This is a genomic window from Limnobacter sp. SAORIC-580 (assembly GCF_013004065.1).
Taxonomy (GTDB): domain Bacteria; phylum Pseudomonadota; class Gammaproteobacteria; order Burkholderiales; family Burkholderiaceae_B; genus Limnobacter; species Limnobacter profundi.
Map to the genome: position 1 here is coordinate 3,272,583 of NZ_CP053084.1, position 24,640 is coordinate 3,297,222.

Here is a 24,640-nt window from a genome sequence, read left to right on the forward strand (position 1 = left end):
TTATCTCAAGAAAAATGCCAAAAAATAGCTTTTGAGGGTGACGACCGCTGTGAGGATCAAGGACCACCAAACAATGTTCGGATCAACTTGACTCGCTACAAACATGATTGCGATTGTTGCGCCAACCTTCAGGAATTCTCCGGTCAAAAACACAAAAGTTCCGCCCATGGGCGTTTTGCTACCCAAGGCCAAACGCGCGGCGAACAACGTGCTCGGCAACGCAACGGCGACGAAACCCCAAGCGGCAGACTGCGCGTGAATTGGGGACACCAACAACATGAGGAGGCAAACTGCCACCCCGACGACCCATTGGAGCCCGACTATTTTCCACATATTTGCTGCGCTGCCACATTTAACCTTGATCGGATACGTGTTTTCCGCAGGGTTCACGTGTTTTTGACAAACCGCCAGATTATAGGGGTTTGTACGCCCCCTAGTCAAACGAAAACGGCTTATTTTTCACACCGATTTGGTGCAAAAGTTAAAGCTCTTCTTTGGGAAAGCCAATGCGCTCGAGCACGCCGTCCAGCTCATCCAAATTATTGAATTTAATAGTAACACTGCCCTTGCCATTTGCATTGGCTTTTAACTGAACGGCGCTGGCCAACCAGTCGGCCAAACCTTCTTCAAGCCGGCGTACGTCCGCGGTTTGTTTGGGTTTGGCCGCTTGGCGGTCGCCGTCGCTGGCCCAGTCATTGACCAGCTTTTCAGTTTCACGCACCGACAAACGCTTGTTGACTACTTCATTGGCACAGGCAATTTGCTCGGCTGCCGTCAAAGCAAGCAAGGCGCGAGCATGACCCATTTCAATGTCGCCAGCCAGCAACATGGTCTGAACAGGTTCAGCCAGGTTGAGCAGACGCAACATGTTGCTTGTTGCACTGCGGGATCGACCGATGGCACGGGCAGCATCTTCATGGGTCAAATTGAATTCGCGAATGAGGCGCTGAACGCCCAAGGCCTCTTCAAGCGGGTTCAGGTCTTCACGCTGAATGTTTTCAATCAACGCCATGGCCAAAGCGGATTCGTCGGGCACCGCACGCACCAACACCGGCACTTCTTCCAGGCCCGCCAGTTTCGACGCACGGAAACGACGCTCGCCTGCAATAATTTCGTATTTACCAGAACCGATCGGGCGAACCAGAATGGGTTGCATGATGCCCTGGCTTTTGATGGACTCAGCCAGCTCCATCAGGGATGACTCATCCATGCGGGAGCGCGGCTGGTACTTACCGGCCTGAAGCTTGCCCAAAGGCAGCGTCATCACCTGCTCACCCATGTCTTTGTTGGCATCGTCGCCAGAAGGGCCTAATAGCGCTTCCAGGCCCCGGCCCAGACCTTTGGTGCGTTTGATTGCGTTCATGGCTTCTTGTTGGTTATTAAGTTATGCGGCGATGGGAAGACCCAGTCGGTCGACCATTTCGTTGGCGAAGTCCAAATAGGCCTTTGCACCCTTGCTGGTTTTATCGAACAACACACCGGGCACCCCGTAGCTTGGTGCTTCAGCCAAGCGCACATTGCGGGGAATAATGGTTTTAAATACTTTGTTGCCAAAATGCTTTTCCAGCTGAGCGGAAACCTGCTGAGCAAGCGTCATTCGCGGATCGTACATCACGCGCAGCAGACCGATAATGGTCAGGTTCGGGTTCAAGTTCTTGCACACTTGCTTGATGGTATTGACCAAATCACTTAAACCTTCCAGTGCGTAATACTCGCACTGCATGGGAATGACCACGCCATTGGCGCAACACAAGGCGTTCAGGGTGAGCAGAGACAGTGCAGGTGGGCAATCGATCAAAATGAAATCGTATTGGTCATCCACTTCAGAGATGGCTTCACGCAGCTTGATTTCACGGTCTTCAAACTCGACCATTTCAACTTCAGCGCCAGCAAGTTCGCGGTTGGCTGCCAAAACATCAAACTCGCCTTCTGCGCGAACGGTCGCCTCGGCCACGCCCACCATGCCCACCAGCACCTGATAAACCGTGTGTTTTACGCTGCGTTTGTCGATGCCACAGCCCATGGTGGCGTTGCCTTGGGGGTCAAGATCAACCAGTAGCACGCGCTGTTTTGCCATGGCCAAACCGGCAGCCAGATTCACTGCTGTGGTGGTTTTTCCCACGCCACCTTTCTGGTTGGCTATGCAGAAAACTTTCGCCATCTTCTTGTCCTGTGAATGAATGATTTGATTTTAGCGTTTAATCATGAACAAGTGCCTTGCCTCGTCCAAGAATGGCACATCAATTGGATGAAGCGCATTAATTTGCCAACCAGCAGGAACTTCGCTGTCCACCTCAACCCTCCCTTTCAGGGCGGCAAACTGGCCATGCTCAGCCAACACATGCTGACTAAGTGCAATGAAATTACCAATACTGGAAAAAGCGCGGGAACAAATCAGATCAAACGGGGCGTCGACCTGGAATTCCTCCACCCGCCCGTGCACAGCCTGCGCATTCTTCAAACCCAGGCTGGCAATGGCCTGCTGCATGAAAGCGACTTTTTTTTGAACCGTGTCAATCAGTGTGATTTGCCAGCTGGGCTGCGCAATCGCCAACACCAAACCGGGCAGGCCCGCGCCTGCACCCACATCCAGAATTCTTGGATTGGTCGTAGCCTGCAAAGCAAATGAGATTTCAGGCAACACAGCCAAGGAGTCCAGCAAATGGTGTGTGATCAACTCCCGATTGTTACGAATGGCAGTGAGGTTATAAACCCGGTTCCACTTCTGAATCAGTTGGCCATACTTGAAAAGCTGCGCATGCTGGTCTGAATTCAACCCCAAACGTAAAGTGGCGACCCCCTCTTCCAACAGTGCATGGTCTGAAATCCCCAGGATTTCAGACTTTGGTTTTCGGTGCAGTGAATTCAAGCCACTTGCTCCGTGGTTCCATCGGAAGATTTGCCGGGATTGGCACTTCGATTCAACAAATCACGTTTCTTTAGATGAACAAGCAACAAGGAAATAGCTGCGGGTGTAATACCTTGAATACGACCAGCCTGACCAATGGTTTCAGGCTTGTGGGTATTCAGCTTTTGCTGCACCTCTTTGCTCAAACCGTTTACGCCCGAATAATCAAAGTCCGCTGGGAGTCGGATTGATTCATTGCCCGCACCACGCTCTACTTCAGCCTGTTGGCGCAGCACATAACCGGCATACTTCACCTCGATTTCCAACTGAGAAACCAAATCACTTTGTTGCAAAGGATTGCTTAACGCCATTTCGCCATTCTCTTTACTCAGCGTGCTGAGATCTTGATAACTGACATCCGGGCGTTTAAGCAAGTCGTACAAGTTGTACTCGCGATCAATTCCTTTGTGCAGCACTCGCTCTGCTTCGGCCTGGGCCACAATTTTTGGATTGATCCACGTGGAACGTAAACGCTGCTTTTCCTGCTCCACTGATTCCCGCTTTTCCGAAAAAGCCTTCCAGCGGATGTCATCGACCAAGCCCAACTTGCGGCCAATTGGCGTGAGACGCTGATCCGCATTGTCCTCCCGCAGGCTTAAACGATACTCTGCACGACTTGTGAACATGCGGTATGGCTCTGCCACACCCTTGCTGCTCAAATCGTCTACCAGCACGCCCAGATAGGCCTCATCACGGCGGGGAGTCCATTGCTCTCTGCCGTGCACCATCAGTGCCGCATTCACGCCCGCCAACAAACCTTGGGCGGCTGCCTCTTCGTAACCCGTGGTGCCATTGATTTGGCCTGCGAAGAACAAACCTTCGATGGCTTTGGTTTCAAGCGTGGTTTTCAACGCACGCGGGTCGAAATAATCGTATTCGATCGCATACCCTGGCCGCATGATGTACGCATTCTCCAAACCTTTGATGGAGTGAAGCAGTTTCAACTGAACATCGAATGGCAAAGACGTAGAAACACCATTCGGGTAATACTCATTGGTGCTCAAGCCCTCGGGTTCCAGGAAAATTTGGTGCGACTCCTTGTCCGCGAAACGATGGATTTTATCCTCGATCGATGGGCAGTAACGGGGCCCCACACCTTCGATCACACCGGTGTACATTGGGCTTCTGTCCAGTCCACCGCGAATAATGTCGTGGGTTTCCTGGTTGGTGTGCGTGATCCAGCACGGCAGCTGCTTCGGGTGCATGGCTGCGTTGCCCAGATAGGAAAACACGGGCACGGGATCGAGATCACCTGGCTGCTCCTGCATCACTGAGAAATCAATACTGCGACCATCAATGCGTGGCGGCGTACCGGTTTTCAGGCGACCTTGCGGCAACTTCATTTCTTGCAGACGCATGCCCAAACCAATCGAGGGAGGATCCCCTGCCCGACCAGCGGAGTAATTTTGCAAACCCACATGGATTTTGCCATTCAAAAAAGTACCCGCCGTCAGCACCACAGCTCTGGCCTTAAACTTCAAGCCGATCTGCGTAACCGCACCGCACACTCGATCACCTTCCAACAACAGATCTTCAACAGACTGCTGGAAAATACTCAAATTGGTTTGGTTCTCGAGACGCGTTCGAATGGCCTGGCGGTACAGAACACGGTCTGCTTGCGCACGGGTAGCCCGCACAGCCGGGCCTTTGGAACTGTTCAGAATACGGAACTGAATCCCAGCTTCGTCGGTAGCGATGGCCATTGCACCGCCCAAGGCGTCCACCTCTTTGACCAAATGGCCCTTACCAATACCACCAATCGACGGGTTACACGACATTTGCCCAAGTGTTTCGATGTTGTGGGTCAGCAGCAGGGTTTTGCTTCCAGCGCGCGCGGCTGCAAGTGCAGCCTCGGTACCTGCATGACCACCGCCCACAACAATGACATCAAACTCTTCGGGATAAAACATGATTCACTCCTGGCACTGGGTGCCGGAATCCGACATGGGATTCAACATTCAAATGCCGAAATCAAACACACTTGATTCGGCGACAATGGCGCAATTATATGCTTCGGCATGATTTTGCCCAAGTGAACATGTTTCACGTGGAACAGAAAACAGACAAGGTTGCTCAATCGCATACTTTCCTGATTGATCGACTGCTTTGGTACACACCTGCTCGCGCGCCCATTTGTCTCACTCGACTCCTTACCTCGCACCTCGCACCTCGCTTACGTCGCTTGCTCAGACGCATACCCTCTTTCGCCAGAAAACCTGACAACCCCCTTGTTGTTGATTAACCGCCCTAAGCGCACCCGCTAAACAGCGGGCGGGCTGCGCTTTCGGCCTTGCCGAACGGACGGTGAATTCAACACCAAGGGCAGGTTTTCTTGATCGGCGCTGCGAGGGCATTGCAGCCTGAGTGCGCTGGCAAACAGACTTGTAACGCACTTGCGACACATAGCCGTTGTGTGCGCGCAAGGTGAGGTTTGGGTGCTGCACGGGCTGGTCGGCTTTGCAAGGCTTCCCGGCGACTTCGCAGCGCGGGGCGACCTGAAAGGTCGATGCGAAGACGCGTTCGCGTTTCGCATGCCCCAAGCCAGAGGCATCAAGCCGGAATCAGAAGACTTGCTTAGGCCAGCTGGTGCAGCACACAAGCCTCAGATCATTCATATAGCATCCCGTATATTGCGCCAAACCCGACTTCCCCACATGTTCCACGTGGAACAATCACGCAAACCACGCTTTCAAGTATGGCCAATAACTGTCGTAACTGGTGCGCAGTATCAATAAAAACACAACCGTCAACAGCGCTTTACGCACAAAGCCGGCACCCTTGCGAATGGCCAAACTGGCACCCACCCTTGCACCGGCCAGGTTAAACACAGCCATCAACAAACCCAAAGCAACAATCACATGCCCTGCGGGCGCAAACCAGGCAAGCGAAGCCAGGTTGCAGGCAATGTTCACCATTTTTGCGCCTGCGGTGGCGGCCAAAAAATCAAAGCCGAAGAACACAACAAAAGCCACCATCAAAAACGAACCGGTGCCCGGGCCGAAAAACCCGTCATAAAAACCAATTGCCAACCCCACGCAAGCACCGAAGAATCGTTCACGATTCTTGTCTAACTTGGGTGCATGTACACTGCCCAGGTCTTTGCGCAAAAAGGTGTAAATGGCCACAGCGATCAACAGCAAGGGCAACATCAAACGCAGCACCTCGGTCGAAATTTGCGTCACGATGTATGCGCCGCAGTAGGCGCCTATCAGCGCCATCGCCGTGGCTGGCACAACTGCATTCCATGGAACCTGAATGGCCTTGGCGTATTTGTAAGCCGCGAATGTGGTACCCACCACGCTGGATATTTTGTTGGTGCCCAGCAAGGTGGCATGACCCTGGGAAGGCATTAACCCGAACAGGGCCGGAATCTGGATCAACCCCCCACCACCTACCATGGCATCGATCAGCCCCGCACCAAATGCAGCGACGCACAAGGCGAGCAACACCCACAACTCAATGTTTTCAAACATGAAGAAATTCCGCAGAAAAGAAAACGGGCGCCTTGTGGGCGCCCGCCATAGGACTAATTCCGGAGTATCAGAAAAAAGTCAAAACGTTCAAGCCAAATCAGGCCGCCAAGCGGCTTGCGATTTGTGCTTTGGTTTCTTCCAGTTGAGCTGGCAGGTTGTACTTCAGTTTCTCGAACAATTCAGCGTGCAGATTCAACTCTTCAAGCCAAGCCGCTTTATCAATCGCGGTGATAGAGTCGAACTGCTCTTTACTGAACTCCAGACCATCCCAAGAAATGTCGTCGTAGCTCGGTGAGGTGCCAAATACATGGTCAACGCCCTTGCCTTTGCCCTCAACTCGCTCCAAGGCCCATGCCAGTACTCGCATGTTCTCGCCAAAACCAGGCCAAATGAATTTGCCATCTGCATCGGTACGGAACCAGTTTACGCAGAAAATGCTGGGCAACTTGGCACCAGACGACTCCAGCTTCTTGCCCAAATCGAGCCAGTGCTGGAAGTAGTCAGACATGTTGTAACCACAGAATGGCAGCATGGCGAACGGATCGCGACGAACCACACCTTGCTGACCGAAAGCCGCCGCTGTGGTTTCTGAACCCATGGTGGCTGCCATGTAAACACCTTCAACCCAATTGCGGGCTTCGGTAACCAGCGGAACGGTGGTTGAACGACGACCACCAAAAATGAAAGCGTCGATTTCAACACCTGCTGGGTTGTCCCAGTTGTTGTCGATCACAGGGTTTTGTTCTGCGGCCACGGTAAAGCGGGCGTTGGGGTGAGAGGCCTTGCGACCACAATCCGGTGTCCAGTCCTGACCAGTCCAGTCGACCAAGTGCGCAGGCGCTTCTTTGGACAAGCCTTCCCACCACACATCGCCATCATCTGTCAGAGCGACGTTGGTGAAAATCACATTGGCGTTCAGTGAAGCCATGCAGTTGGAGTTGGTTTTGGTGTTGGTGCCGGGGGCCACGCCAAAATAACCCGCTTCCGGGTTAATGGCGCGAAGCTTACCGTTTGCATCGGGCTTGATCCAGGCAATGTCGTCACCAATGGTGGTAACAGTCCAGCCCTTCATGGATGCGGGTGGAATTAACATGGCGAAGTTGGTTTTGCCGCAAGCCGAGGGAAAGGCTGCAGCCACATGGTACTTCTTGCCCTCTGGGTTGGTAACACCCAGAATCAGCATGTGCTCGGCCAACCAGCCTTGATCGCGACCCATGGTAGAGGCAATACGCAAAGCCAGGCATTTCTTGCCCAGCAAGGCGTTACCGCCGTAACCGGAACCATAAGACCAGATTTCACGAGTTTCAGGGTAGTGAACAATGTACTTGGTAGTTGGGTTGCAAGGCCAGGCAACGTCTTTCTGGCCAGCTTCCAAGGGCGCGCCCACTGTGTGTACGCAAGGCACAAATTCGCCGTTTTCGCCCAGCACGTCATACACAGCTTTGCCCATGCGCGTCATCATGCGCATGTTCACAACCACGTAGGCGGAATCAGACAATTCAACACCAATGTGCGCAATTGGACTGCCCAATGGGCCCATGGAGAACGGAACCACATACAAAGTGCGACCACGCATGGAGCCCTTGAACAAACCGTTCAAGGTAGCTCGCATTTTTGCGGGATCTTCCCAGTTGTTGGTGGGGCCTGCATCTTCTTTCTTTTCAGAGCAGATGTAGGTACGGTCTTCCACGCGGGCCACGTCTGAAGGATCAGACCAGGCCAGGTAAGAGTTGGGGCGCTTTTCAGGGTTGAGTTTGCGCAGTGTTCCTGCTTCAACCATTTCTGCGCAAAGGCGATCGTACTCTTCTTGTGAACCATCGCACCACACAATATTCTTGGGCTCGGTAAGGGCAGCAATTTCTTGCACCCAGGCCACAAGTTTCTTGTGCTTGACATACGATGGCACGGTCTGGCTGACCATAGACAGCACTGCACTCATGCTAAAACCTCCAGATAGACAAATGTAATTCTTTTGTGCGGGGGCTTTGGCGTTGCTCTACAGTGTGACCGGAACATGACACCAAGCACACGGGCGATCGATTTGTCGCTTATCCGCAAACTTAGCCCTCGAGTTTAACATGTTGTAAGCAAACGGAAATAAGTTTTTCCTATAGGCATTATCGCCTAATCGCATACGGTGTTTGCTTTCCGACACAGGCCATGTAAAGTGGCGAAACTGCACGACTACGGAAACCTCATGAAGCTGATTGCAATTTGCACGGGCCTGGTTGCCCCACTTGTCTATCGAACGGCATCGGGTGACATCAAAACCGAGGCAAGCGGGATCAAAAAACAGGCTGTAAGCACTGAACAAAACCCGATCCCCATTGAACTGAAAAAGCTGGGTCTGGAAGGCGATGAGCAATGCAATTTGTCAGTGCATGGTGGATTGGACAAGGCCGTGTACATGATGCCCGCTGAGCACTATGAGTTTTGGAAAGCGCGCCGCCAGGAGAAAAACCTGGACACCGATTTGCCCTGGGGATTTTTGGGCGAAAACCTGGTGGTGGAGGGTCTGGATGAAACCCAGGTGAGAATTGGAGATGAGTTTGAATTGGGAGAGGTTCGGCTGCGGGTCACCGACCCACGCGAGCCATGTCACAAGTTTGCCATTCGCATGGGTTTTGGCGCAGCCCCAAAACAAATGATTCAGCAGGGCAATTGCGGCTGGTATTTGCGCGTGGTGCAGGCAGGGCAGTTGCATGCGGGCATCGAATTAAAACACTTTGTCAACCCGCAGGGCAAGACTGTGCTTGAATCGTTCCGCTATAAAACCCGCAAGGGGCAAATGGATTTGTTGTAACACCGCCTAGGCAGCCAGCTGTTTTTTCCAAACTTTGGCTTGCGCTTTGGCTGCGGGCAACACCAGTCGCCCCAAACGCTCAATCCACACGGGGTTGGGGTCGTAACCGTGGTGGGTCACAGCCAATGCCAAGGCCTCTTCATCCCAGCCGTCCTCGCAATACAAATCGAACAGCGCTTCAGCCAACACCGGGCTTCTGGGCAAAGCACGCAGCCACTGCTCGGCCTGCACAATCGCATCTCGCGAGCGACCGGCATCGCGCAACATGCGAACTGCCACCACGGCTTCAAAATCATCAACGGCCGACTTCCTGAGCAGCTCGGCCAACAGGCGCTTTTCACCAAGATACTCAAGAAGTGCGCGAACGCGCAGCCTTCTCCACCGCTTGTCGAAAGAACGCCAACTTACATTGCTGGTGGGCTGCATTTCATTCATTTCATTGATTTCAAGTTCCAGCAAACCCAGCACGGTGTGGCGATCACACAAAGCGATTTGCTTCCACCACCAGGAAGGGTCTACCAGACCGGCCTGATCCAACATGGCCACCGGATACACCAGGTGCGCACGCTCAATGGGGTTTTCAATTCGCGCTGAGACAATGCTCAACCAGTCGCGCGTGAATTCGCGCACTGCCTTGAGCAACAAGCCATGCTTGTCATCGGCACCCTCGCAAATGGCCAGCAACTTTTGCAGCCCATGCGCGCCCAGTTCAACCAACAAATTGGGGTCGTGTTGGCGCTGCAATTCCGATTGCAGCCAGCCATCAAGAACCTGGGTGCGAATTGCTATTCGCTCGCAGGATTGCGCAGAGGGGCAACGCGCCTGACCAACAAAACGGTTAATCAGTTGTTTCAGCTTTCGTGGCCTGGACTTCAAGTCGGCTTCATCATTTGAGTCGAGAAGCTCACAACTGCTCTCCAAAAACTGGAATGCGCGGTGAAGATCGGGCAGATGCTGCGAAGCCCGCCCGAACCAGAGCATCCATTCCTGCCCACTGCGCGCTGCCAATGGGGAGTTGTGCTGTTCTTTTAGCAATTAAAACCTCCCTGTTCAAGCAGGTGCCTGGTTACTCAGTGAACGAACTCCATCAGCGAATTTTGTAATGCCCCGGCGCATAGGCTTTGGTGCGAACAAAGCCACGCAACTTCAGGTGCTTGGTTTTGCGACCAGTGACACGCTCGCGCCACATTTTGAAGCTGCTGGCTTTCATGCTTGCGCGCATGAGTTCAATGGTTTGAGATTCATTCAAACCAAATTGAAGTTCTATCGCTTCAAATGGTGTTCGATCTTCCCAGGCCATTTCTACAATGCGGGAAACATCTTCCTCGGACAACTTAAACTGCAAAGGCTTGGACATCTGATCTCACTGACCGCTAAACTGGAGAAAATTCAACAATCAGTATATGACAGAAGGGGCTTTTACGTGAAAAGAGCATTGCTCAGCTTGATCGTGTTGATCACATTGGTAATCATCGTTTTCTTTGGCCTTGGCCTGTACTCAGAAACCGGTGCGCCCCCCGGACTGGCCAATGGGCAGTTGGCACCCTGCCCAAACAAACCCAACTGTGTAAGCAGCGAGAGTTCTCCGTCGGATGATCACTCCATCGCCGCCTTGCCGATCACGCCAGGCATGGGAGAAGAACCTTTGCTGAAGGTGAAAGAAGTCATCGAACTCTTGGGCGGCGATGTAAACTTTTCCAATGATCAATACATGGCCAGCACTTTCACAAGCGATCTTTTCGGCTTTGTGGACGATGTGGAATTTCGCATAGACCAGGGCAGTGGATTACTTCATGTTCGTTCGGCCTCGCGGGTTGGATACAGCGACCTGGACGCAAACCGCAAACGTGTAGAGCAAATACGGGTGCTTTTAAGCACGAACTAGGGTAATTACCCACGAAACTTTCCTATTTTTTATTGGGTAGTTCAAAAGTGTGGTCCCTCGTACGGGTGACAAAGTGTAAAGTGGTTACCGAGAGGAAAAGGGACGGAGACACTTCCACAATGAGCAGTCCAAAAGAAATCAACGAGGCGGTCAGGCTCACCGAGCTTTACCAACTTGATATTCTGGACACGGAAAAAGAAGAGTACTTTGAAGCGCTAGTGGACCTGGGTTTGTCAGCGTTCAATTGCGCATTCTGCTTCATTGCATTTGTAGATTCTGATCGACTTTGGTTTAAAGCAAAACGCGGTTTCGAAGTCAAGGAAGTTCCACGCGACCTTTCCATTTGTTCTCACACCATTCAACATGATCAACCGCATGTCATCAACGACTGCCTTGAACACCCAGTGTTCCAGACCAACCCCCTGGTACTTGGCAGCCCCTGGATTCGCGCTTATTTGGGAATCCCCATTCGCTCGGTGAACAGCAACAACATTGGCACATTTTGCCTGCTCGACAACACTGCGAGAACCTGGACAAAATCTGAAGTGTCCGTTGCAATTGCCTTGGCCAAATTGGTTGAACACAGTCTTGTTGAGCGTGCACTGAAAGCCAAAGAATCAAACGAATTGAATTCCAAACAACAACACAACTACAACAATCAAGGTTTGGGTAGCTGGAAGAACACAGATCACGGTGGGCTGATCGAACTGTCGCCCTCCATGGAAAAATGGCTCAACCTTTCGCAAACCCGTGTGGTACAGGCCAGCTGGTTCCATAACTTACCAATCGACGAAGACCGGGAAATGGTCGAGAAAGCGCGACTTAAACGCGATGGAAATGCGTTTGTGTATCGCGTCCGTTTGCCCAGCGGCGACATTGTGCGCTTTGAAGAACAGGTTTATGACAGCGGCAACGCAGGTGACACACGCTTGTTTGGTTTGGTGAAAAAAATTAGCGAACCTGCGCTGGAAGCCCTTCACCAAGAAGTGTCAAACGATTCCGACAGTTTGTCGCGCATGGAGCCCCATCTGGACCTGAAAAAGTTTCCCAAGTCTTTTTTGAGGGAAACCGTGAAAGGCCGGCTCGCACTCGATCACCAGGGATTAATCACCGGCCTGGCCAGCGCAGGTGATGAAGAGTTCACAAAAATAAAACTCAAGGAAAGTTTTATTGATTTGCTTTACGGCGAAGACCAAGAAACGTTCTCGAAAATCCTGAATCAATGCCTGAAAAGCAATTTGCCCTCGGAAGCTTGGGTGCGCCTGAACTTTCAGGATGAAAACAGCACTTGGCTGCGCATGGAGCTTTGCCCGAAAAAGGGATTCACTGCATTCAAAAAACCATCGGTGATCGCCAATTTTACGGCGATGATCAACAAATCGTCTTCGGTTCAAAAATCTATTTTTGATGAAAGTCTTTTGAATTTGACCGGTACTCTGGCCAAAGTGGGCGGCTGGTATTACCACCTCGAAAGTGGATCGCTTAAAACCACTGAAATGCTGCGCGAGGTATTGGGCTCCAACAAAGACTCGCTCAATTCGATTTTTCACCTCAGCTCCATTCTCTCCAGGTTGTCTGGCCGCAATATCGCGGTGCTTTTTATTGAATGCATCAACAACCGTAAACCGGCCAGCCTTGAGTTTGAAGCACTCGGGCAACACGAGAAAAAGAAATGGTTTCGCATGATGATTCGCCCCTCCATCAGCGACGAGGGCGTACCGATGGGACTGTACGGCTCAATTGTCGACATCTCTGAGACGCGCCGAGTGGAGCAATCACTTGAAAAGAATCTGCTGACCTACAACCTGATTGTCGACAACCTTACCGATGGTCTTGTTGAAATCGACTCTAGCCTGAATGTCAGCTTTGTGAACCGAAATGCAAAAAGCCTGCTGCAAAAAGACAAAGAACTTTTTGTCCATGCAATGCCCTTGAATGAATTGATTCCGGACCTGGACAAAAACCAGTTTGCATCTTTGCTGGAGACAGTCAACCAAGTGGGCTTCTCCAAATCTGTTGAACAGTTTGTGGGATTCATCAAACGCTGGATTTCATTGCGTGTCTTCAAATCGGGCACTGGTTATACCATCCTGATCAAAGACATCACCAAGCGCAAAAATCAAAGCAGCGATTTGTACATGCTGAATTCAGCGATTGAACAGATACGCGAAGTCATCATGGTGACCAACGACATTCGCAACACCAAAGATCCATTTGGTTTGTTGTATGTGAATTCGGCATTCGAGACATTTGTGGGCCAGGGGCGAGACAAGTGGTTGGGGCGCAATCCATATCACCTCATCCACGGTCGCATCCCGACAAGGCACTATCGCCAGTTGCTTGTCGGGTTTCTAAGTCACCAAAAAATTCTTGTAAAAACAGAATACGAGATCAACCCGGACAACAAAGTACCTTGCGACATTCTGATTTCACCATTTCTGGACACTGCGCGAAACGCGCCTTGTTTCCTGATTGTGTTCCGGGTTTTTGAGAACTGAGTGAAAGCCGGGCTTAGGCCAGCGTAGCACCAAGGCTTGAATGCTGAGTGCGTGGCGCAAACACCATCGCATGAATGGTTTTGACCAGATTGGTCATTGTCTCTGCGGTGTCTTTGCGCAAAAACCGCGCTGGCTGTATAGCGTCTGAGCGGTGCTCCGCAAGGCTTTCAGCAAGCTCCAGGCTTTCCAGATTACAAGACATGTAAGACACTGGCACAGCATGCACATACCTGCTGTAGAACACCAGAATGTCTTGCAAATCGTCATGGGCATTGTCGGGAAAATGGAGATCTGACAACACGGCAGAAGGCAAAGGCCGCAAGCCCCGTTCAGCTTGATTGAACGCTGCACGGATATCACCGAAGCGCTCAAACACCGTCAGCGAAATGGACAGATAAGTCACCTTGGCAATTTCTTCAATGGCCTCTTCCACCACAAGCCGGTAGAACGGTGAATCTTCAGCGACCCAGACTTCCAGTGGTTTTGATTCCGACTCACTCACAACATTCACCTGGCCAAACGGCATTTAGACTCAATACCGTTAGGTTAGTGGATGGCAGGTTTGGCACCATCAACACAAAGAGACCCCCCCCTATTTGAGGGAGAAATCATTTCGTACCCGCACGCTTCAAATGAAGCCATCCTCCAAATGAAGGGGCATCGCTTCGAGGGTTCACACGTAAGATTATTCAAACATATCGGTAATACCGGTTTTTATTTTTGGCAAACAAATTGGGAGGTTGCCGAATGAACCCCAACGCTGTACTTTTGATTGAAGATCATCCACTGGTGTCCATGATGCTGGCTGACATGCTGACCGAGCATGCACCAGACCTGAGTGTGCTCAAAGTGCCCACCATTCAGGCCAGTGAACAGCACATTCATGAGAATCCGCGCCTCGTCATCTTTGATCTGAACTTGCCCGACTGCGAAGGCGTCGCCTCTGCCAGACGCGTACGCGACCTGTTCCCGTTCTCGCAACTGCTGGCATTTACGGGCACCACACACGACGACATCCTCCAGGAACTGGACGAAATGGAAATTCCTTGTGTGCGAAAATCTGCCGATTACCATGAACTGTTGGATGCAGTCATGAAAGGGTTGATGGCCACAGGCGTGAGTTGCCAGGAAGGAATGAGTGCGGACAAAATGAAGTCCAAAAACGAGTTTCAATCCAACATCATTGCGCCAGGCTCCAAAAAACCACTGACTTGGCGACAAGTTGAAATCATGCGTCGCATTGCTGTGGGAATGACCGCAAAAGAGGCTGCCCGCGACATGAACTTGAGTCCTGAGACTGTTCGCGCCCACATGCGTGAAGTCCTTGTTAGACTAGGCGCTCAGAATCGAGCCCATGCAGTGTCTATTTTCACCAAGGCAGAACGACAATCGCGGTTACTTGAAGAAGCGCAAAGTCACTGAACCTGGGCCGAACAATACCAATAACAAGGCTGGCCCATGAAACTGACCCTGCTGATTCGAATATTTGGTTTACTCATTCTGGTGTTCTCGGTATTCGGCATCGGTGTGAAGAGCATTTCGATTCACCAGCAAACCGTTCAGGAAGATTATTACCAGGCCTGGGCCTCCGATGAAGCCATTTTGACCCGCACGCTGGCCGAGTTTGAAGCCATGCGAAAGCTGGTGCTACTTTACGCAGCCAGCCGCAACCCAGAGTACATTAATCACTACCTCGATATTGTGGGCCTGCACAACGGCAGCCGTATTTACACCACCGAGGTGGAAGCAGACTACTGGGTCGATGTAATTACGGGTCAAAACAAAGATTCTGCAGTGTCTTGGGGTATCGGGCAAAACCTCAGTGAAAGGCTTTACTCGCTGAGATTCATCGCTGAAAACGAGCCTGCCATTGAGCGAATCCTCGATCTGCGCCATCAACTTGAGAGAAACGAACTCAGCGCGTTTGCCAGCGGTATTACCCGCTTCGTTGACAAACGGGAAGGCGAATACTTGTCGCCGCCCGAAGTCAAAGAAACATTCGGTGTGTTGTTCGACCGTGAACACATTGAACTGACCAATGCATTGTCCGCAGAATTGTCCTCGTTCATTGCGCGTGAAAAAAGCCGCTACCTGGGTTTGATTGACGCCTCTCGCAAAGAACTCACCTACAGCGTTTATCTGGATGTGGTGTTCACCCTGCTCTTTTTGTTGGGCTTGTTCATCGGTTTGGTGTCCATCAAGAAAAAGGTGATCGACCCTATCAATTCGCTTTACAACGCCAGTGAAGAAATCATGAAGGGCGATTACACAGTACGTGTAAACAACCGCACGGGCTCGCATGAAATCAACCTGCTGATTCGCGCATTCAACCGAATGATTCGTTCATTCCAGCGCGACCTGGAAAAAAGCGAACGCGTGAAACAAGCGCTTGAAGAGGTCAGCCTGGCCAACGTGGAAAAAGAACGTGCGAAGAATGAATCGAGAATCAAGAGCTCGTTCCTCGCCAACATGAGCCACGAAATTCGAACGCCGATGAATGCGATTCTCGGCATGACAGCACTCACGCTGAAAACCGATTTGAACGAAAAGCAAAAAGACTACCTGACCAAAATTCAACTGTCAGGCGACAATCTGCTTCACTTGCTCAACAGCATTCTGGACTTGTCAAAAATTGAATCCGACATGTTCAAGCTGGAGCAGCGTCCATTTCGCCTTGACGATGTGCTGGAAGAAGTATTTGGCACCTTGGGTAACTCAGCGCTGGATAAAAACATTCGCCTGCTGTACACCCTTCAAGGCAAAGGCCTGCAATCAACCCTGAACCGACTGGTTGGCGATTCTCTGCGCGTGGGTCAAATTCTGAAGAACCTGATCGGTAATGCCATCAAGTTCACCAGCGAAGGGCACATCAACCTCACCGTCAAAGTGCTCAAGCAACTCGACGACCAGGTTACCCTGCAATTCAGTGTCAGCGACACTGGCATTGGCATGAGTAAAGACCAGTTGCAACGCGTATTCGACAAGTTCACGCAAGCGGATTCGAGCACCACACGCATGTTCGGCGGCAGCGGCCTGGGGCTGAGCATTGCCAAAGAATTGGTGCACCTGATGGAGGGCGACATTCATGCCCATTCCACACCGGGGCGCGGCTCGGTGTTTTATTTCACCTTGAACCTGAAAACCCAGGAAGCCGAGGCACCTGCCCGCAATCCGAATTTGCTGCATGGCCCAGACATCAAACGAGCCTACATCTGCTCGCTGGACCAAAAGCTGCACCGCTCCATCTCCAGCATTCTGGACCAGTTTTATGTGCCACTGGCCGCGCTTTCGGCGGAAGAACTGGTCACCGACCAACGGCCGTTTGAAACCAAAGACATTGTGTTCATCGACAGCGACATTGCCACCACCTCGCCCGAACTCTTGTCTCTGCTCAAAGCAAATCACCTGAACCAAAACAACAACCTGGTTTGGCTTTCCAACCGCAACGCAACCGAACTGCAACGCATTCACGGCGCAGACCCCAACAACCGGGTGTTGACCACACCCATTTTGCCGGTGCACCTGATGAAACTGGCCGAGCGCCAGGTGCAGCAATCTGCACCTGCACCAGCCACAAAAACCACCACTTCACGCAAAGCTGCCAAAACCAGCGAAACACCGGCCGTTGATAAAACGGAAGTGCGTTCAGCCAAACTGTTGATAGTAGAAGATCACCCTTTGAACATGGAATTGCTGCTGGATTTCCTGAGTCCGAAAAACTACCAGATCCGCTGTGCGAAGGATGGTCGCGAAGCAATACAGATACTTAAAAACACGCCCGAACCATTTGACTTGATGATTTCAGACCTTGAAATGCCTTTTGTTGACGGCTACCAGCTGGCAACCTGGGTTCGGGAAAATGCGGTGCATTGTGTAACTCCGATCATGGCGCTAACCGCACACGCCTTCGAGCAAACCCGTGTGCGTTGCGAAGAACACGGCATTAACGACGTGCTCACCAAACCATTTCACGAGAAAAACCTGTTCGACGCCATCAAGCGCTGCCTGCGCAACAAAGAAGGTGTGTTGACAGGATTTGAAACCAGGCATGACACACCCCGCATGCCCTTGTCCGAGCATGCGGCCACAGCCACCGAACCAGCCACCAGCCCACGCCATTCTGCAATTTTTAAAGTAGACAGTTTTGAGCCAGAGCGAATGGCAAAGTACCTGGGCAAATTTTTACAAACCAGTGAAAACCTGATTGAACGCCTGGAAGACTGCGCAAAAAACAATGACATTCAAACCTTCAAACGAGAAATTCACTCCCTGGCGGGCGTACTGGGCATGTTGGGTACAGAGAGTGTCAAACAACAGTTCTCTAGAATGGATAAATCACTGGAAGATCCGACCGCACAAACCATGGTGATGACAGAAATCAAAGATGTGTGGCCCACCATCGTGGACGAAGCCGAGAAAATTCTGGTGTTGATTAATCGTTTTGGAAAACATTGAGCAAAGCTGTGCGCAAGTAATTGTGTTCGCACACAGCATGTCTTACACTGAGTTCACAAGATTTAACAAAATAAAAAGTTCATAGTATTTGTGGTGTCAAGAACTTACCCAAAGTAGTCAAAGTATTTTCAAGGGTTTGACGTGAAACATTTTTTGCATTCAGTGATTACCAGCCTCGCATTGTTGACGATGGTAGGAGCCCCCGGCGTGGCTAACGCCGAAGTGGTGTTGGTGGGTTCCAGCAGCATCCATTTCAATGAAATTTCGAAAACAAAACTGCGCGATCTGTACACAGGCCAAAGCCAGGCTGTGGGTGATTCCACCGTGCTGGTCATTGATCGGGACGATGAGTTTGGTGAACGCAGCCGCTTTATTTCAGGCACCCTGGGTTTCACCACCGAGGAATTTCGAACGGTTCAGCGACTTCTGGAATGCATCGGCATCAGCAAAACACCCACCGTTGCGCGCAACAGCCAACACATGGTCGACCTGCTGACCAACAATCCCAATGCATTGGGCTACCTTACCCGAAAGGAGTTGCAAGGCAATCCGACCAAGTCTAAATTGAAACTCATCAAGGTACTGGCCGAGTAACTCGCCAAATAAGCAGAACATGGATAAGTACAACGTCAAGTTTGGATGCAGAAGGTCTTGGTTGAACCTGGGTCTGTTGTTCACGGCCTTCTTTCTTGCAAACGCCAACGCCTACGCCTTTTGCGCAGGCACCTTGATCAAGGAGATCAAAGCCTTGGCAAACAAGCCTGAGGTCATTGAGGCCGTCAAGGCGTCCAATGCCCGTCAACTTGGCAAAGAAAGGATCATGGAACTGGATGAGAGGTGGATCAAACTGAAAGGCCGTTTGCCCGAGGCCGATCAAATCATGAACTCAAAAGTTTCCGCCTTGCTGACCGCGGCGATGAACAAACAAAGTTATTTTAAAGAAGCGATTTTGACGGGCAACCAAGGGGAAACCGTCGCCATGAACATGGTGACCACCGATTATTGGCAAGGTGATGAAGAAAAATTCACCGCAATTTTTGACACCAATCTGCCGTCCAGAAAACCCGATTCGCATATTTCCCGCGCCCGCTGGGACGACAGCACCAAAGCCATGATTGCCCAAGTGAGCGTGCCAGTGTACGACGGGGATTACATGATAGGCACCCTGACGGTGGGCGTGGATCTAAAACGCGTGCCCCACCCCAACCACTGACGAAAATCAATCGTTCAGCTTCATTTTCACGCTGCGTTCAGCCTTCAGAAACACGTTCACCGCCTGCGCCTTGTTCGATACTTCCAAGCGTTTGAAAATTTCCCGAATATGACCACGCACGGTTTCCGGACTGAGCCCAATTCGCTGCGCAACCATTTTTGCAGACAAACCTTCAGCAGTCATTCTCATGATTTCCACTTGTCGCCAAGTCAATGGTTTTGCGCCGGGATAGGCCACAATATTGGATTGGTGTTCGTTGGCCGGCGCGCTGTCGGATGAACTGCCATTCAAAATGCCGGATTTAAAAAGCACAGACTCAATTTCATGGGCCAAAGTCGACTGGCTACAGGTTTTCTCCACCACCGAGTAGCCCGAGTGCGCGGCGCGGGTTTGAATGTCCTCATTCACAAAACCGGTATAAATCAACCCACACACTTTCGGGAACATGGAGTCCAGCCAGTCTATCGTTTGCTGTCCCTTGGAATCGGTGAGGGTAAGATCAAAGATAATCAGGTCAGGTTTTTCAAACAAGTGTTCGCGGGCTTGAACCAGACTGGTCGCCACATGAATTTGGGCGTGAGGGGCCATGTCTTTGCAGACGTCCTCGATCACCATCGAAATCAGCGGATGATCTTCGAGCACCAATATTTTTTGATTTTTCATTGTTCGCAGGCTAAGTCGGGCACACAGGACCTTAGGGTCTCTTCTTCCACCCCAAGAGTACATGAATTCAGGGGAACAATTAAGCCTGCTTTTTGCCTTTTTTTACAAAGGGTTCCGCATTTCGGGGGGGCATCAGAAACAAGCATCCTCATTTCACGGAATGGGCAGGAAAATTCAACTCAGTAAGATGGACTCATACCAAATCCTTTGCGGAGCAAGCCATCATGACAATTGCACTGGTCCAACATCAGCAACACGACTGTGAACCACTTTACTTTCGCCAGTCCGAGGCGCGAGTCACCATGGAACTGGACAATGTGGCGCATGGCCTGAACCACTTTGCCCAACAACTGCGCAAAACCGCCTCAGCACAGGCACGCTTCGCCTTGGTGGTCCAGCTTAAAACCTGGGCACTGAACAAACCAACCCTGCAAACCCTGATGGCGCAGTACCTGGACGAAGTGGAACGCACGCAGCAGGTGGTACATCTGGATCCGGATAGCCACAATGAATCGATTGAATCGCTGTGCGAGCAGCTGGTCTTTTTGAGTGCCGTGTTTGAGCAGGAATCAGAACTGATCGAACAAATGGCCTTTGCTGACCCACAACTGGTGTTTTGCGACTGAACCTTAGTTGCCAACCTTACTTGCCGATACAGAACCGGCTGAAAATCAATCCCAGCAAATCATCGGGCAGCATACGCCCGGTGATTTCTCCCAAAGCATCATGCGCCAGGCGCAACTCTTCAGCAAACAAATCCAGAATCCGATCGTCCTGTTGCGCAAACTCATGCGCAACTGCCAAATGCTGACCACACACCATCAAGGCATCGACGTGTCGTTGCCGTGCCATGAAACCATGGTCCGGCGTGTGGGCAATGCCCACCTTGGCCAGTATGGCGTCTTTTAACTGCTCCAGTCCCAAACCGTTCTTTGCAGATACCGGCAATACATCATTCAACAATTGTGGCACCTTAGGCAGCAAATCAACCTTGTTCAACACGGTGATGGTGGGCAAATGAAGAGGCAGTTCAAGGTGGGTATTCAATGCATCCTGAAGACCCTGTGTTGCGTCTTTCAAAATAAGCAACAAATCGGCTTCTTCCACCGACTTTCGGGTTCGCGCTATGCCGATTCTTTCCACCTCATCTGCAGTGTCACGCAAACCCGCCGTGTCAACCAGCACCAAAGGTACGCCGCGAATATTCAGTTCCTGTTTGATTCGATCACGTGTGGTGCCCGCAATGGCCGACACGATTGCGATTTCCTCGCCGGCCAAAGCGTTTAGCAAACTCGACTTGCCCACATTGGGTTCGCCCACCAGCACAATTTGCAAGCCATCGCGAAACTTCACTCCTTCCTGCGCTGCACCGAGCAACTGTCGATGTGCGTTCAAGATATCCGCAAGTTGACCTTTGGCATCTGCCTTCTCAAGAAATTCGATTTCCTCTTCAGGGAAATCAAGTGTGGCTTCGAGCAGCAAACGCAAATGCACAATGCGATCGGCCAGCGCATTCACCTGCTTCGAAAACACACCACTTAACGAAGCCGCAGCGGCTTTGGCAGTGGCTATAGAACCGGCATCGATCAAATCGGCCACCGCTTCGGCCTGGGCCAGATCAAGCTTGTCGTTTAAAAATGCGCGTTGCGTAAACTCACCTGGCATGGCGTGGCGCAACGGAATATTCAGCTGCCGGGCCAAGGCCAGGGCATGCCCCACCACACCTTGCAACACCGCTTGACCACCATGGCCCTGAAACTCAAGCACATTCTCACCAGTGAACGATGCGGGTGCATTGAACAACAGGGCAATGCCTTCATCGATGGCATGCTGATCGAAATCACGAAGCGTTAAAAGAGTTGCCAGGCGGGGTTTGGGCAACTTGCCGCAAAATGCCGTACAAAAGGCCTGAAAACTAGAGGGGGAAGGAAAAGAAAACCGCACCACCCCCACCCCGCCCTTGCCCGGCGCGGTGGCGATGGCGACGATGGGATCACCGTGCTGTGGCTGGTGCAGACTCAATTTGACGCGTAATTACCCATTGTTGGGCAATGGACAAAATGTTGTTTACAACCCAGTACAACACCAAACCTGCCGGGAAGAAAATAAACATGACCGAGAACACCAAGGGCATGATCATCATGATTTTGGCTTGAACGGGATCGGGTGGCGTTGGGTTCAACTTGGTTTGAATGAACATGGTCACCGCCATGATCACAGGCAGAATATAGAAGGGGTCCGGCGCAGCCAAATCGGTTACCCAACCCAACCAAGGCGCATTGCGCATTTCTACACTGGCCAGCAACACCCAGTACAGGGCAATGAACACGGGAATCTGAATCAGAATGGGCATACAACCGCCCAAGGGGTTGATTTTCTCGCGTTTGTACATTTCCATCATGGCGCGCTGGAAGCCCATTTTGTCATCGCCATATTGTTCCTTCAGCTTTTGCATGCGCGGGCCAACTTTGCGCATTTTAGCCATAGATTTGTAACTGGCTGCTGACAAGGGGAAAAACACCAACTTGATCAAAATGGTCAGTACCACAATGGCCCAGCCCCAATTGCCAATGTAACTGTGAATTTTTTCCAGTAACCAATAGATGGGCTGGGCAATTACAGTGAGCCAGCCATAATCCACTACCAGGTCCAGCCCGGGTGACAGGGCTTCCAGCACACTTTGATCTTGCGGACCGGTATACAGTTTGGCTGTGTACGTCGCCGTTTGTTCGGGCGCCAAAGTGCCGAGGCTGCTGACCAAACCAATGGAATACAGGTTGGAATCTACCTGGCGCGTGTAATTCTCGCGGGGACCATCCTGACCAATAATGGCCGACACAAAGTAGTGCTGAATCATGGCAAGCCAGCCGGAATCAGCGGTTTTTACATAGTCTGCACTGCGATCGGCGATGTCTTCAAAGTCGATCTTCTGGTATTTCTTCTCGGGTGTGTAAACAGCCGGGCCCGTGAAAGTTGCGTACAGGGAAGAATCGCTTTCAAGCGGGTTGCCATCGCGGGTAATTTGTACATAAGCACTGGGTGATACCGGCTCAACACCTGCGTTGCGTGCATTGATCACAAGGTCAATGTCGTAGCGATTCTTGAAAATGGTGTAAGTGGTTGTGTTTTCAACACCACCGCTTGTGGCTTTGAATACAAGCTTTAATTGATCCTGGCCGGGCGCAAACTCGGTAGAACCCGACACCAGTTCAAACAAGGTACGGTGGTTGGGCGCGTCAGGTACACCTACCAAGCCAGCTTGGCCAACATAGGTTCGATTGGCTGTTTGTTCAAACAGTTGAACCGGCAATTCCGGATTCTCGGCAGCAGGGTGATTCAGCAGCTTTGAAGTAATCAGTTGTGCGCCCTGGCTTGAAAACTGCAGTTCAAGCACATCGTTTTTAACAGTAATGGTTTGCGCAGCGGGTGCGGCTTCCGCAGTGCCTGAAGCGATTGCATTCGGATCAGCTGGAACATCACCAGCCGTTGGAGCCACTGCCTGAGGCAAGTCATTGGCCGCGCCGGAGCCAGCTGACGAACCGCCAGCCTTGGTAGCATCGCCTTTGTCGCTGGTTTGCGCGCCAGTGCTGAGGCCGAACAAGGTTGGCTTACCAATAGAAGCCTGATAATTGTCCCAAAGCATGATGAGAGACAAACTGAATATCATCAAGAGGACTAGCCTGCGCGTTTCCATTTAAATCCTTAATTACTGAGCTTAATGACTAAGAGTCGCGACTGGTGCGGCGTGTTTCAGGAACAGGGTCCAAACCGCCAGCATTCCAGGGATTGCATCGACAAATGCGGCCTAAAGACAAAGCCGCGCCTTTCCATGCGCCATGAATTTTAACTGCTTCAAGGGCATATTCCGAGCAACTGGGGTAAAAACGGCAAGAAGGCGGGAAAAGAGGACTTACAGCAAGCTGATAGCCACGGATCAGTGCTGTGATGGCACGCGCCGTGAGAGATCGTTGAAAAGTTGTTGGAGTTCTATCCACCACGCCGCTCGATCTGAATGACCTACTGCACACACTGGTTTGCTTAAGCGAACCAGGAATTTGCCTTGGTAGTTACCCAATGCTTCTTGGCAGGCATGGCGGATCAAACGTTTTAGCGTATTTCGATCCACGGCCCGTTTGGCCAAGCGCTTCGGGATCAGTATTCCGAACTGCGGTGGGGTGTCTTCGAACAGTGCGTGAAGCATCAATCGATCTGTTTTGGCCACTGGCCTGGTTTTTAACAGACCACCAAATGTTTCAGATCGAGTGATTTTTGTCGCATGCGACCCAGAACCCACCCTGTGCAATTCAGAATGTTCAAAGCGCCAGGTTTAAACGGACAAACGTGCACGGCCTTTGGAGCGACGTGCGCGCAGCACGGCACGACCACCACGGGTGCGTGAACGTACCAAAAAGCCGTGTGTTCTTTGACGGCGAACTTTAGAAGGTTGATAAGTGCGTTTCATGGCAAGCCTCTGGCCCACATGGGCTTAAAATTTGGCGAAAAATAGTTTAAAACTGGTTTGGCCCCAGGTTCGGCATATAAGACAAATCCAACAAGGATCGAAGCTCACACCAAGGGAACCCGAAATTATAGAGGCAAATTCGGGAAAAACCTAGAAAAATCTGCAAGTTCGCGTGAAGGCAGCCAATCACTCACTCAATCCGTGGGGGTTTGGATACAATGGAGCGCTGAGTTTTAATTCCTGCAAAGCAGTTCATCCGAATAATAAGGCTGTTCATAAC

Annotated in this window: 24 protein-coding genes; 8 read left to right on the top strand and 16 right to left on the bottom strand. The window is 51.4% G+C overall.

The window, feature by feature from the left end:
• The 7 genes from HKT17_RS15360 to HKT17_RS15390 form a co-directional block, all read right to left on the bottom strand.
• Complete coding sequence (locus HKT17_RS15360) at positions 1-390, bottom strand: ATP synthase subunit I (RefSeq protein WP_146106597.1); 390 nt, start codon at positions 388-390, stop codon at positions 1-3.
• A gap of 91 nt (positions 391-481) precedes the next feature.
• Positions 482-1,363, bottom strand: coding sequence for a ParB/RepB/Spo0J family partition protein (locus HKT17_RS15365; RefSeq protein ID WP_171101276.1), 882 nt, complete (start codon positions 1,361-1,363; stop codon positions 482-484).
• 21 nt (positions 1,364-1,384) lie between these two features.
• Positions 1,385-2,161 carry a ParA family protein gene (locus tag HKT17_RS15370; protein WP_171101279.1) on the bottom strand — a complete coding sequence of 259 codons (777 nt, stop codon included), beginning with the start codon at positions 2,159-2,161 and terminating at the stop codon, positions 1,385-1,387.
• A gap of 30 nt (positions 2,162-2,191) precedes the next feature.
• Positions 2,192-2,869 (bottom strand): 16S rRNA (guanine(527)-N(7))-methyltransferase RsmG, encoded by a 678-nt coding sequence (gene rsmG / locus HKT17_RS15375; RefSeq protein WP_240965852.1) that lies wholly within the window; start codon positions 2,867-2,869, stop codon positions 2,192-2,194.
• Complete coding sequence (gene mnmG, locus HKT17_RS15380) at positions 2,866-4,818, bottom strand: tRNA uridine-5-carboxymethylaminomethyl(34) synthesis enzyme MnmG (protein WP_171101281.1); 1,953 nt, start codon at positions 4,816-4,818, stop codon at positions 2,866-2,868. Before mnmG ends, rsmG begins: the two co-directional genes overlap by 4 nt.
• Positions 4,819-5,580: 762 nt before the next feature.
• Entirely contained in the window at positions 5,581-6,381 is an 801-nt protein-coding gene (locus HKT17_RS15385; protein ID WP_171101283.1) for a TSUP family transporter, read from the bottom strand.
• A 97-nt stretch (positions 6,382-6,478) separates the two neighbouring features.
• A complete protein-coding gene (locus tag HKT17_RS15390) occupies positions 6,479-8,320 on the bottom strand; it encodes a phosphoenolpyruvate carboxykinase (GTP) (protein WP_171101285.1) in 1,842 nt (613 codons plus the stop codon).
• 258 nt (positions 8,321-8,578) lie between these two features.
• Between HKT17_RS15390 and HKT17_RS15395 the strand changes: the two genes are divergently transcribed.
• Positions 8,579-9,184, top strand: coding sequence for an MOSC domain-containing protein (locus HKT17_RS15395; RefSeq protein ID WP_171101287.1), 606 nt, complete (start codon positions 8,579-8,581; stop codon positions 9,182-9,184).
• Between the two features lie 6 nt (positions 9,185-9,190).
• Here HKT17_RS15395 and HKT17_RS15400 read toward each other — a convergent pair whose 3' ends face one another.
• Both HKT17_RS15400 and HKT17_RS15405 read right to left on the bottom strand, forming a co-directional pair.
• Complete coding sequence (locus HKT17_RS15400) at positions 9,191-10,219, bottom strand: hypothetical protein (protein WP_171101289.1); 1,029 nt, start codon at positions 10,217-10,219, stop codon at positions 9,191-9,193.
• Positions 10,220-10,271: 52 nt separating this feature from the next.
• Positions 10,272-10,541: a TIGR03643 family protein gene (locus HKT17_RS15405; RefSeq protein WP_105027756.1), complete on the bottom strand. Its 270-nt coding sequence runs from the start codon at positions 10,539-10,541 to the stop codon at positions 10,272-10,274.
• A 66-nt stretch (positions 10,542-10,607) separates the two neighbouring features.
• Here HKT17_RS15405 and HKT17_RS15410 point away from each other — a divergent pair, with 66 nt between their 5' ends.
• Positions 10,608-11,069, top strand: a complete 462-nt coding sequence (locus tag HKT17_RS15410) for a DUF1499 domain-containing protein (protein WP_205882459.1) — start codon at positions 10,608-10,610, stop codon at positions 11,067-11,069.
• Between the two features lie 119 nt (positions 11,070-11,188).
• Positions 11,189-13,567, top strand: coding sequence for a GAF domain-containing protein (locus tag HKT17_RS15415; protein WP_171101291.1), 2,379 nt, complete (start codon positions 11,189-11,191; stop codon positions 13,565-13,567).
• Positions 13,568-13,580: 13 nt separating this feature from the next.
• Here HKT17_RS15415 and HKT17_RS15420 read toward each other — a convergent pair whose 3' ends face one another.
• On the bottom strand, positions 13,581-14,069 hold the full coding sequence (locus HKT17_RS15420; protein WP_146106598.1) for a hypothetical protein: 489 nt from the start codon (positions 14,067-14,069) through the stop codon (positions 13,581-13,583).
• 245 nt (positions 14,070-14,314) lie between these two features.
• Between HKT17_RS15420 and HKT17_RS15425 the strand changes: the two genes are divergently transcribed.
• The 4 genes from HKT17_RS15425 (at position 14,315) to HKT17_RS15440 (ending at position 19,235) form a co-directional block, all read left to right on the top strand.
• The gene (locus HKT17_RS15425; protein WP_105027760.1) at positions 14,315-14,989 is read left to right on the top strand and encodes a response regulator transcription factor; all 675 of its coding nucleotides are present in this window, start codon (positions 14,315-14,317) and stop codon (positions 14,987-14,989) included.
• A 36-nt stretch (positions 14,990-15,025) separates the two neighbouring features.
• Positions 15,026-18,022 (top strand): ATP-binding protein, encoded by a 2,997-nt coding sequence (locus HKT17_RS15430; RefSeq protein WP_171101293.1) that lies wholly within the window; start codon positions 15,026-15,028, stop codon positions 18,020-18,022.
• Between the two features lie 207 nt (positions 18,023-18,229).
• Entirely contained in the window at positions 18,230-18,616 is a 387-nt protein-coding gene (locus tag HKT17_RS15435; RefSeq protein ID WP_146106599.1) for a type 2 periplasmic-binding domain-containing protein, read from the top strand.
• Between the two features lie 19 nt (positions 18,617-18,635).
• On the top strand, positions 18,636-19,235 hold the full coding sequence (locus HKT17_RS15440) for a hypothetical protein (RefSeq protein WP_171101295.1): 600 nt from the start codon (positions 18,636-18,638) through the stop codon (positions 19,233-19,235).
• Between the two features lie 6 nt (positions 19,236-19,241).
• Here the strand turns inward: HKT17_RS15440 and HKT17_RS15445 are convergent, their stop codons facing one another.
• Positions 19,242-19,898, bottom strand: coding sequence for a response regulator transcription factor (locus HKT17_RS15445; RefSeq protein WP_171101296.1), 657 nt, complete (start codon positions 19,896-19,898; stop codon positions 19,242-19,244).
• A gap of 224 nt (positions 19,899-20,122) precedes the next feature.
• Between HKT17_RS15445 and HKT17_RS15450 the strand changes: the two genes are divergently transcribed.
• Positions 20,123-20,524, top strand: coding sequence for a hypothetical protein (locus HKT17_RS15450; protein ID WP_105027765.1), 402 nt, complete (start codon positions 20,123-20,125; stop codon positions 20,522-20,524).
• A 16-nt stretch (positions 20,525-20,540) separates the two neighbouring features.
• On the opposite strand, the gene mnmE is transcribed toward HKT17_RS15450, so the two are convergent.
• From mnmE to rpmH, 5 genes are read right to left on the bottom strand one after another with little or no spacing between them, the layout of a single operon-like run.
• Positions 20,541-21,920 (bottom strand): tRNA uridine-5-carboxymethylaminomethyl(34) synthesis GTPase MnmE, encoded by a 1,380-nt coding sequence (mnmE, locus tag HKT17_RS15455; protein ID WP_171101299.1) that lies wholly within the window; start codon positions 21,918-21,920, stop codon positions 20,541-20,543.
• Positions 21,892-23,592: a membrane protein insertase YidC gene (gene yidC / locus HKT17_RS15460; RefSeq protein ID WP_171101301.1), complete on the bottom strand. Its 1,701-nt coding sequence runs from the start codon at positions 23,590-23,592 to the stop codon at positions 21,892-21,894. The genes mnmE and yidC overlap by 29 nt, the downstream gene beginning before the upstream one ends.
• Positions 23,593-23,620: 28 nt before the next feature.
• Complete coding sequence (gene yidD, locus HKT17_RS15465; protein ID WP_341714850.1) at positions 23,621-23,926, bottom strand: membrane protein insertion efficiency factor YidD; 306 nt, start codon at positions 23,924-23,926, stop codon at positions 23,621-23,623.
• Positions 23,833-24,192 carry a ribonuclease P protein component gene (locus HKT17_RS15470; RefSeq protein WP_168426848.1) on the bottom strand — a complete coding sequence of 120 codons (360 nt, stop codon included), beginning with the start codon at positions 24,190-24,192 and terminating at the stop codon, positions 23,833-23,835. Before HKT17_RS15470 ends, yidD begins: the two co-directional genes overlap by 94 nt.
• 33 nt (positions 24,193-24,225) lie before the next feature.
• On the bottom strand, positions 24,226-24,360 hold the full coding sequence (rpmH, locus tag HKT17_RS15475) for a 50S ribosomal protein L34 (protein WP_008247028.1): 135 nt from the start codon (positions 24,358-24,360) through the stop codon (positions 24,226-24,228).
• Between the last annotated feature and the right edge of the window lie 280 nt (positions 24,361-24,640).

Bases quoted from the DNA above. Each gene is read 5' to 3' on its own strand.
- yidC (WP_171101301.1), bottom strand. From the start codon at position 23,592: ATGGAAACGCGCAGGCTAGTCCTCTTGATGATATTCAGTTTGTCTCTC.
- HKT17_RS15365 (WP_171101276.1), bottom strand. From the start codon at position 1,363: ATGAACGCAATCAAACGCACCAAAGGTCTGGGCCGGGGCCTGGAAGCG.
- HKT17_RS15415 (WP_171101291.1), top strand. From the start codon at position 11,189: ATGAGCAGTCCAAAAGAAATCAACGAGGCGGTCAGGCTCACCGAGCTT.
- HKT17_RS15405 (WP_105027756.1), bottom strand. From the start codon at position 10,541: ATGTCCAAGCCTTTGCAGTTTAAGTTGTCCGAGGAAGATGTTTCCCGC.
- HKT17_RS15425 (WP_105027760.1), top strand. From the start codon at position 14,315: ATGAACCCCAACGCTGTACTTTTGATTGAAGATCATCCACTGGTGTCC.
- HKT17_RS15385 (WP_171101283.1), bottom strand. From the start codon at position 6,381: ATGTTTGAAAACATTGAGTTGTGGGTGTTGCTCGCCTTGTGCGTCGCT.
- HKT17_RS15430 (WP_171101293.1), top strand. From the start codon at position 15,026: ATGAAACTGACCCTGCTGATTCGAATATTTGGTTTACTCATTCTGGTG.
- HKT17_RS15450 (WP_105027765.1), top strand. From the start codon at position 20,123: ATGACAATTGCACTGGTCCAACATCAGCAACACGACTGTGAACCACTT.
- HKT17_RS15395 (WP_171101287.1), top strand. From the start codon at position 8,579: ATGAAGCTGATTGCAATTTGCACGGGCCTGGTTGCCCCACTTGTCTAT.
- HKT17_RS15370 (WP_171101279.1), bottom strand. From the start codon at position 2,161: ATGGCGAAAGTTTTCTGCATAGCCAACCAGAAAGGTGGCGTGGGAAAA.
- HKT17_RS15390 (WP_171101285.1), bottom strand. From the start codon at position 8,320: ATGAGTGCAGTGCTGTCTATGGTCAGCCAGACCGTGCCATCGTATGTC.
- HKT17_RS15440 (WP_171101295.1), top strand. From the start codon at position 18,636: ATGGATAAGTACAACGTCAAGTTTGGATGCAGAAGGTCTTGGTTGAAC.
- HKT17_RS15445 (WP_171101296.1), bottom strand. From the start codon at position 19,898: ATGAAAAATCAAAAAATATTGGTGCTCGAAGATCATCCGCTGATTTCG.
- rpmH (WP_008247028.1), bottom strand. From the start codon at position 24,360: ATGAAACGCACTTATCAACCTTCTAAAGTTCGCCGTCAAAGAACACAC.
- mnmG (WP_171101281.1), bottom strand. From the start codon at position 4,818: ATGTTTTATCCCGAAGAGTTTGATGTCATTGTTGTGGGCGGTGGTCAT.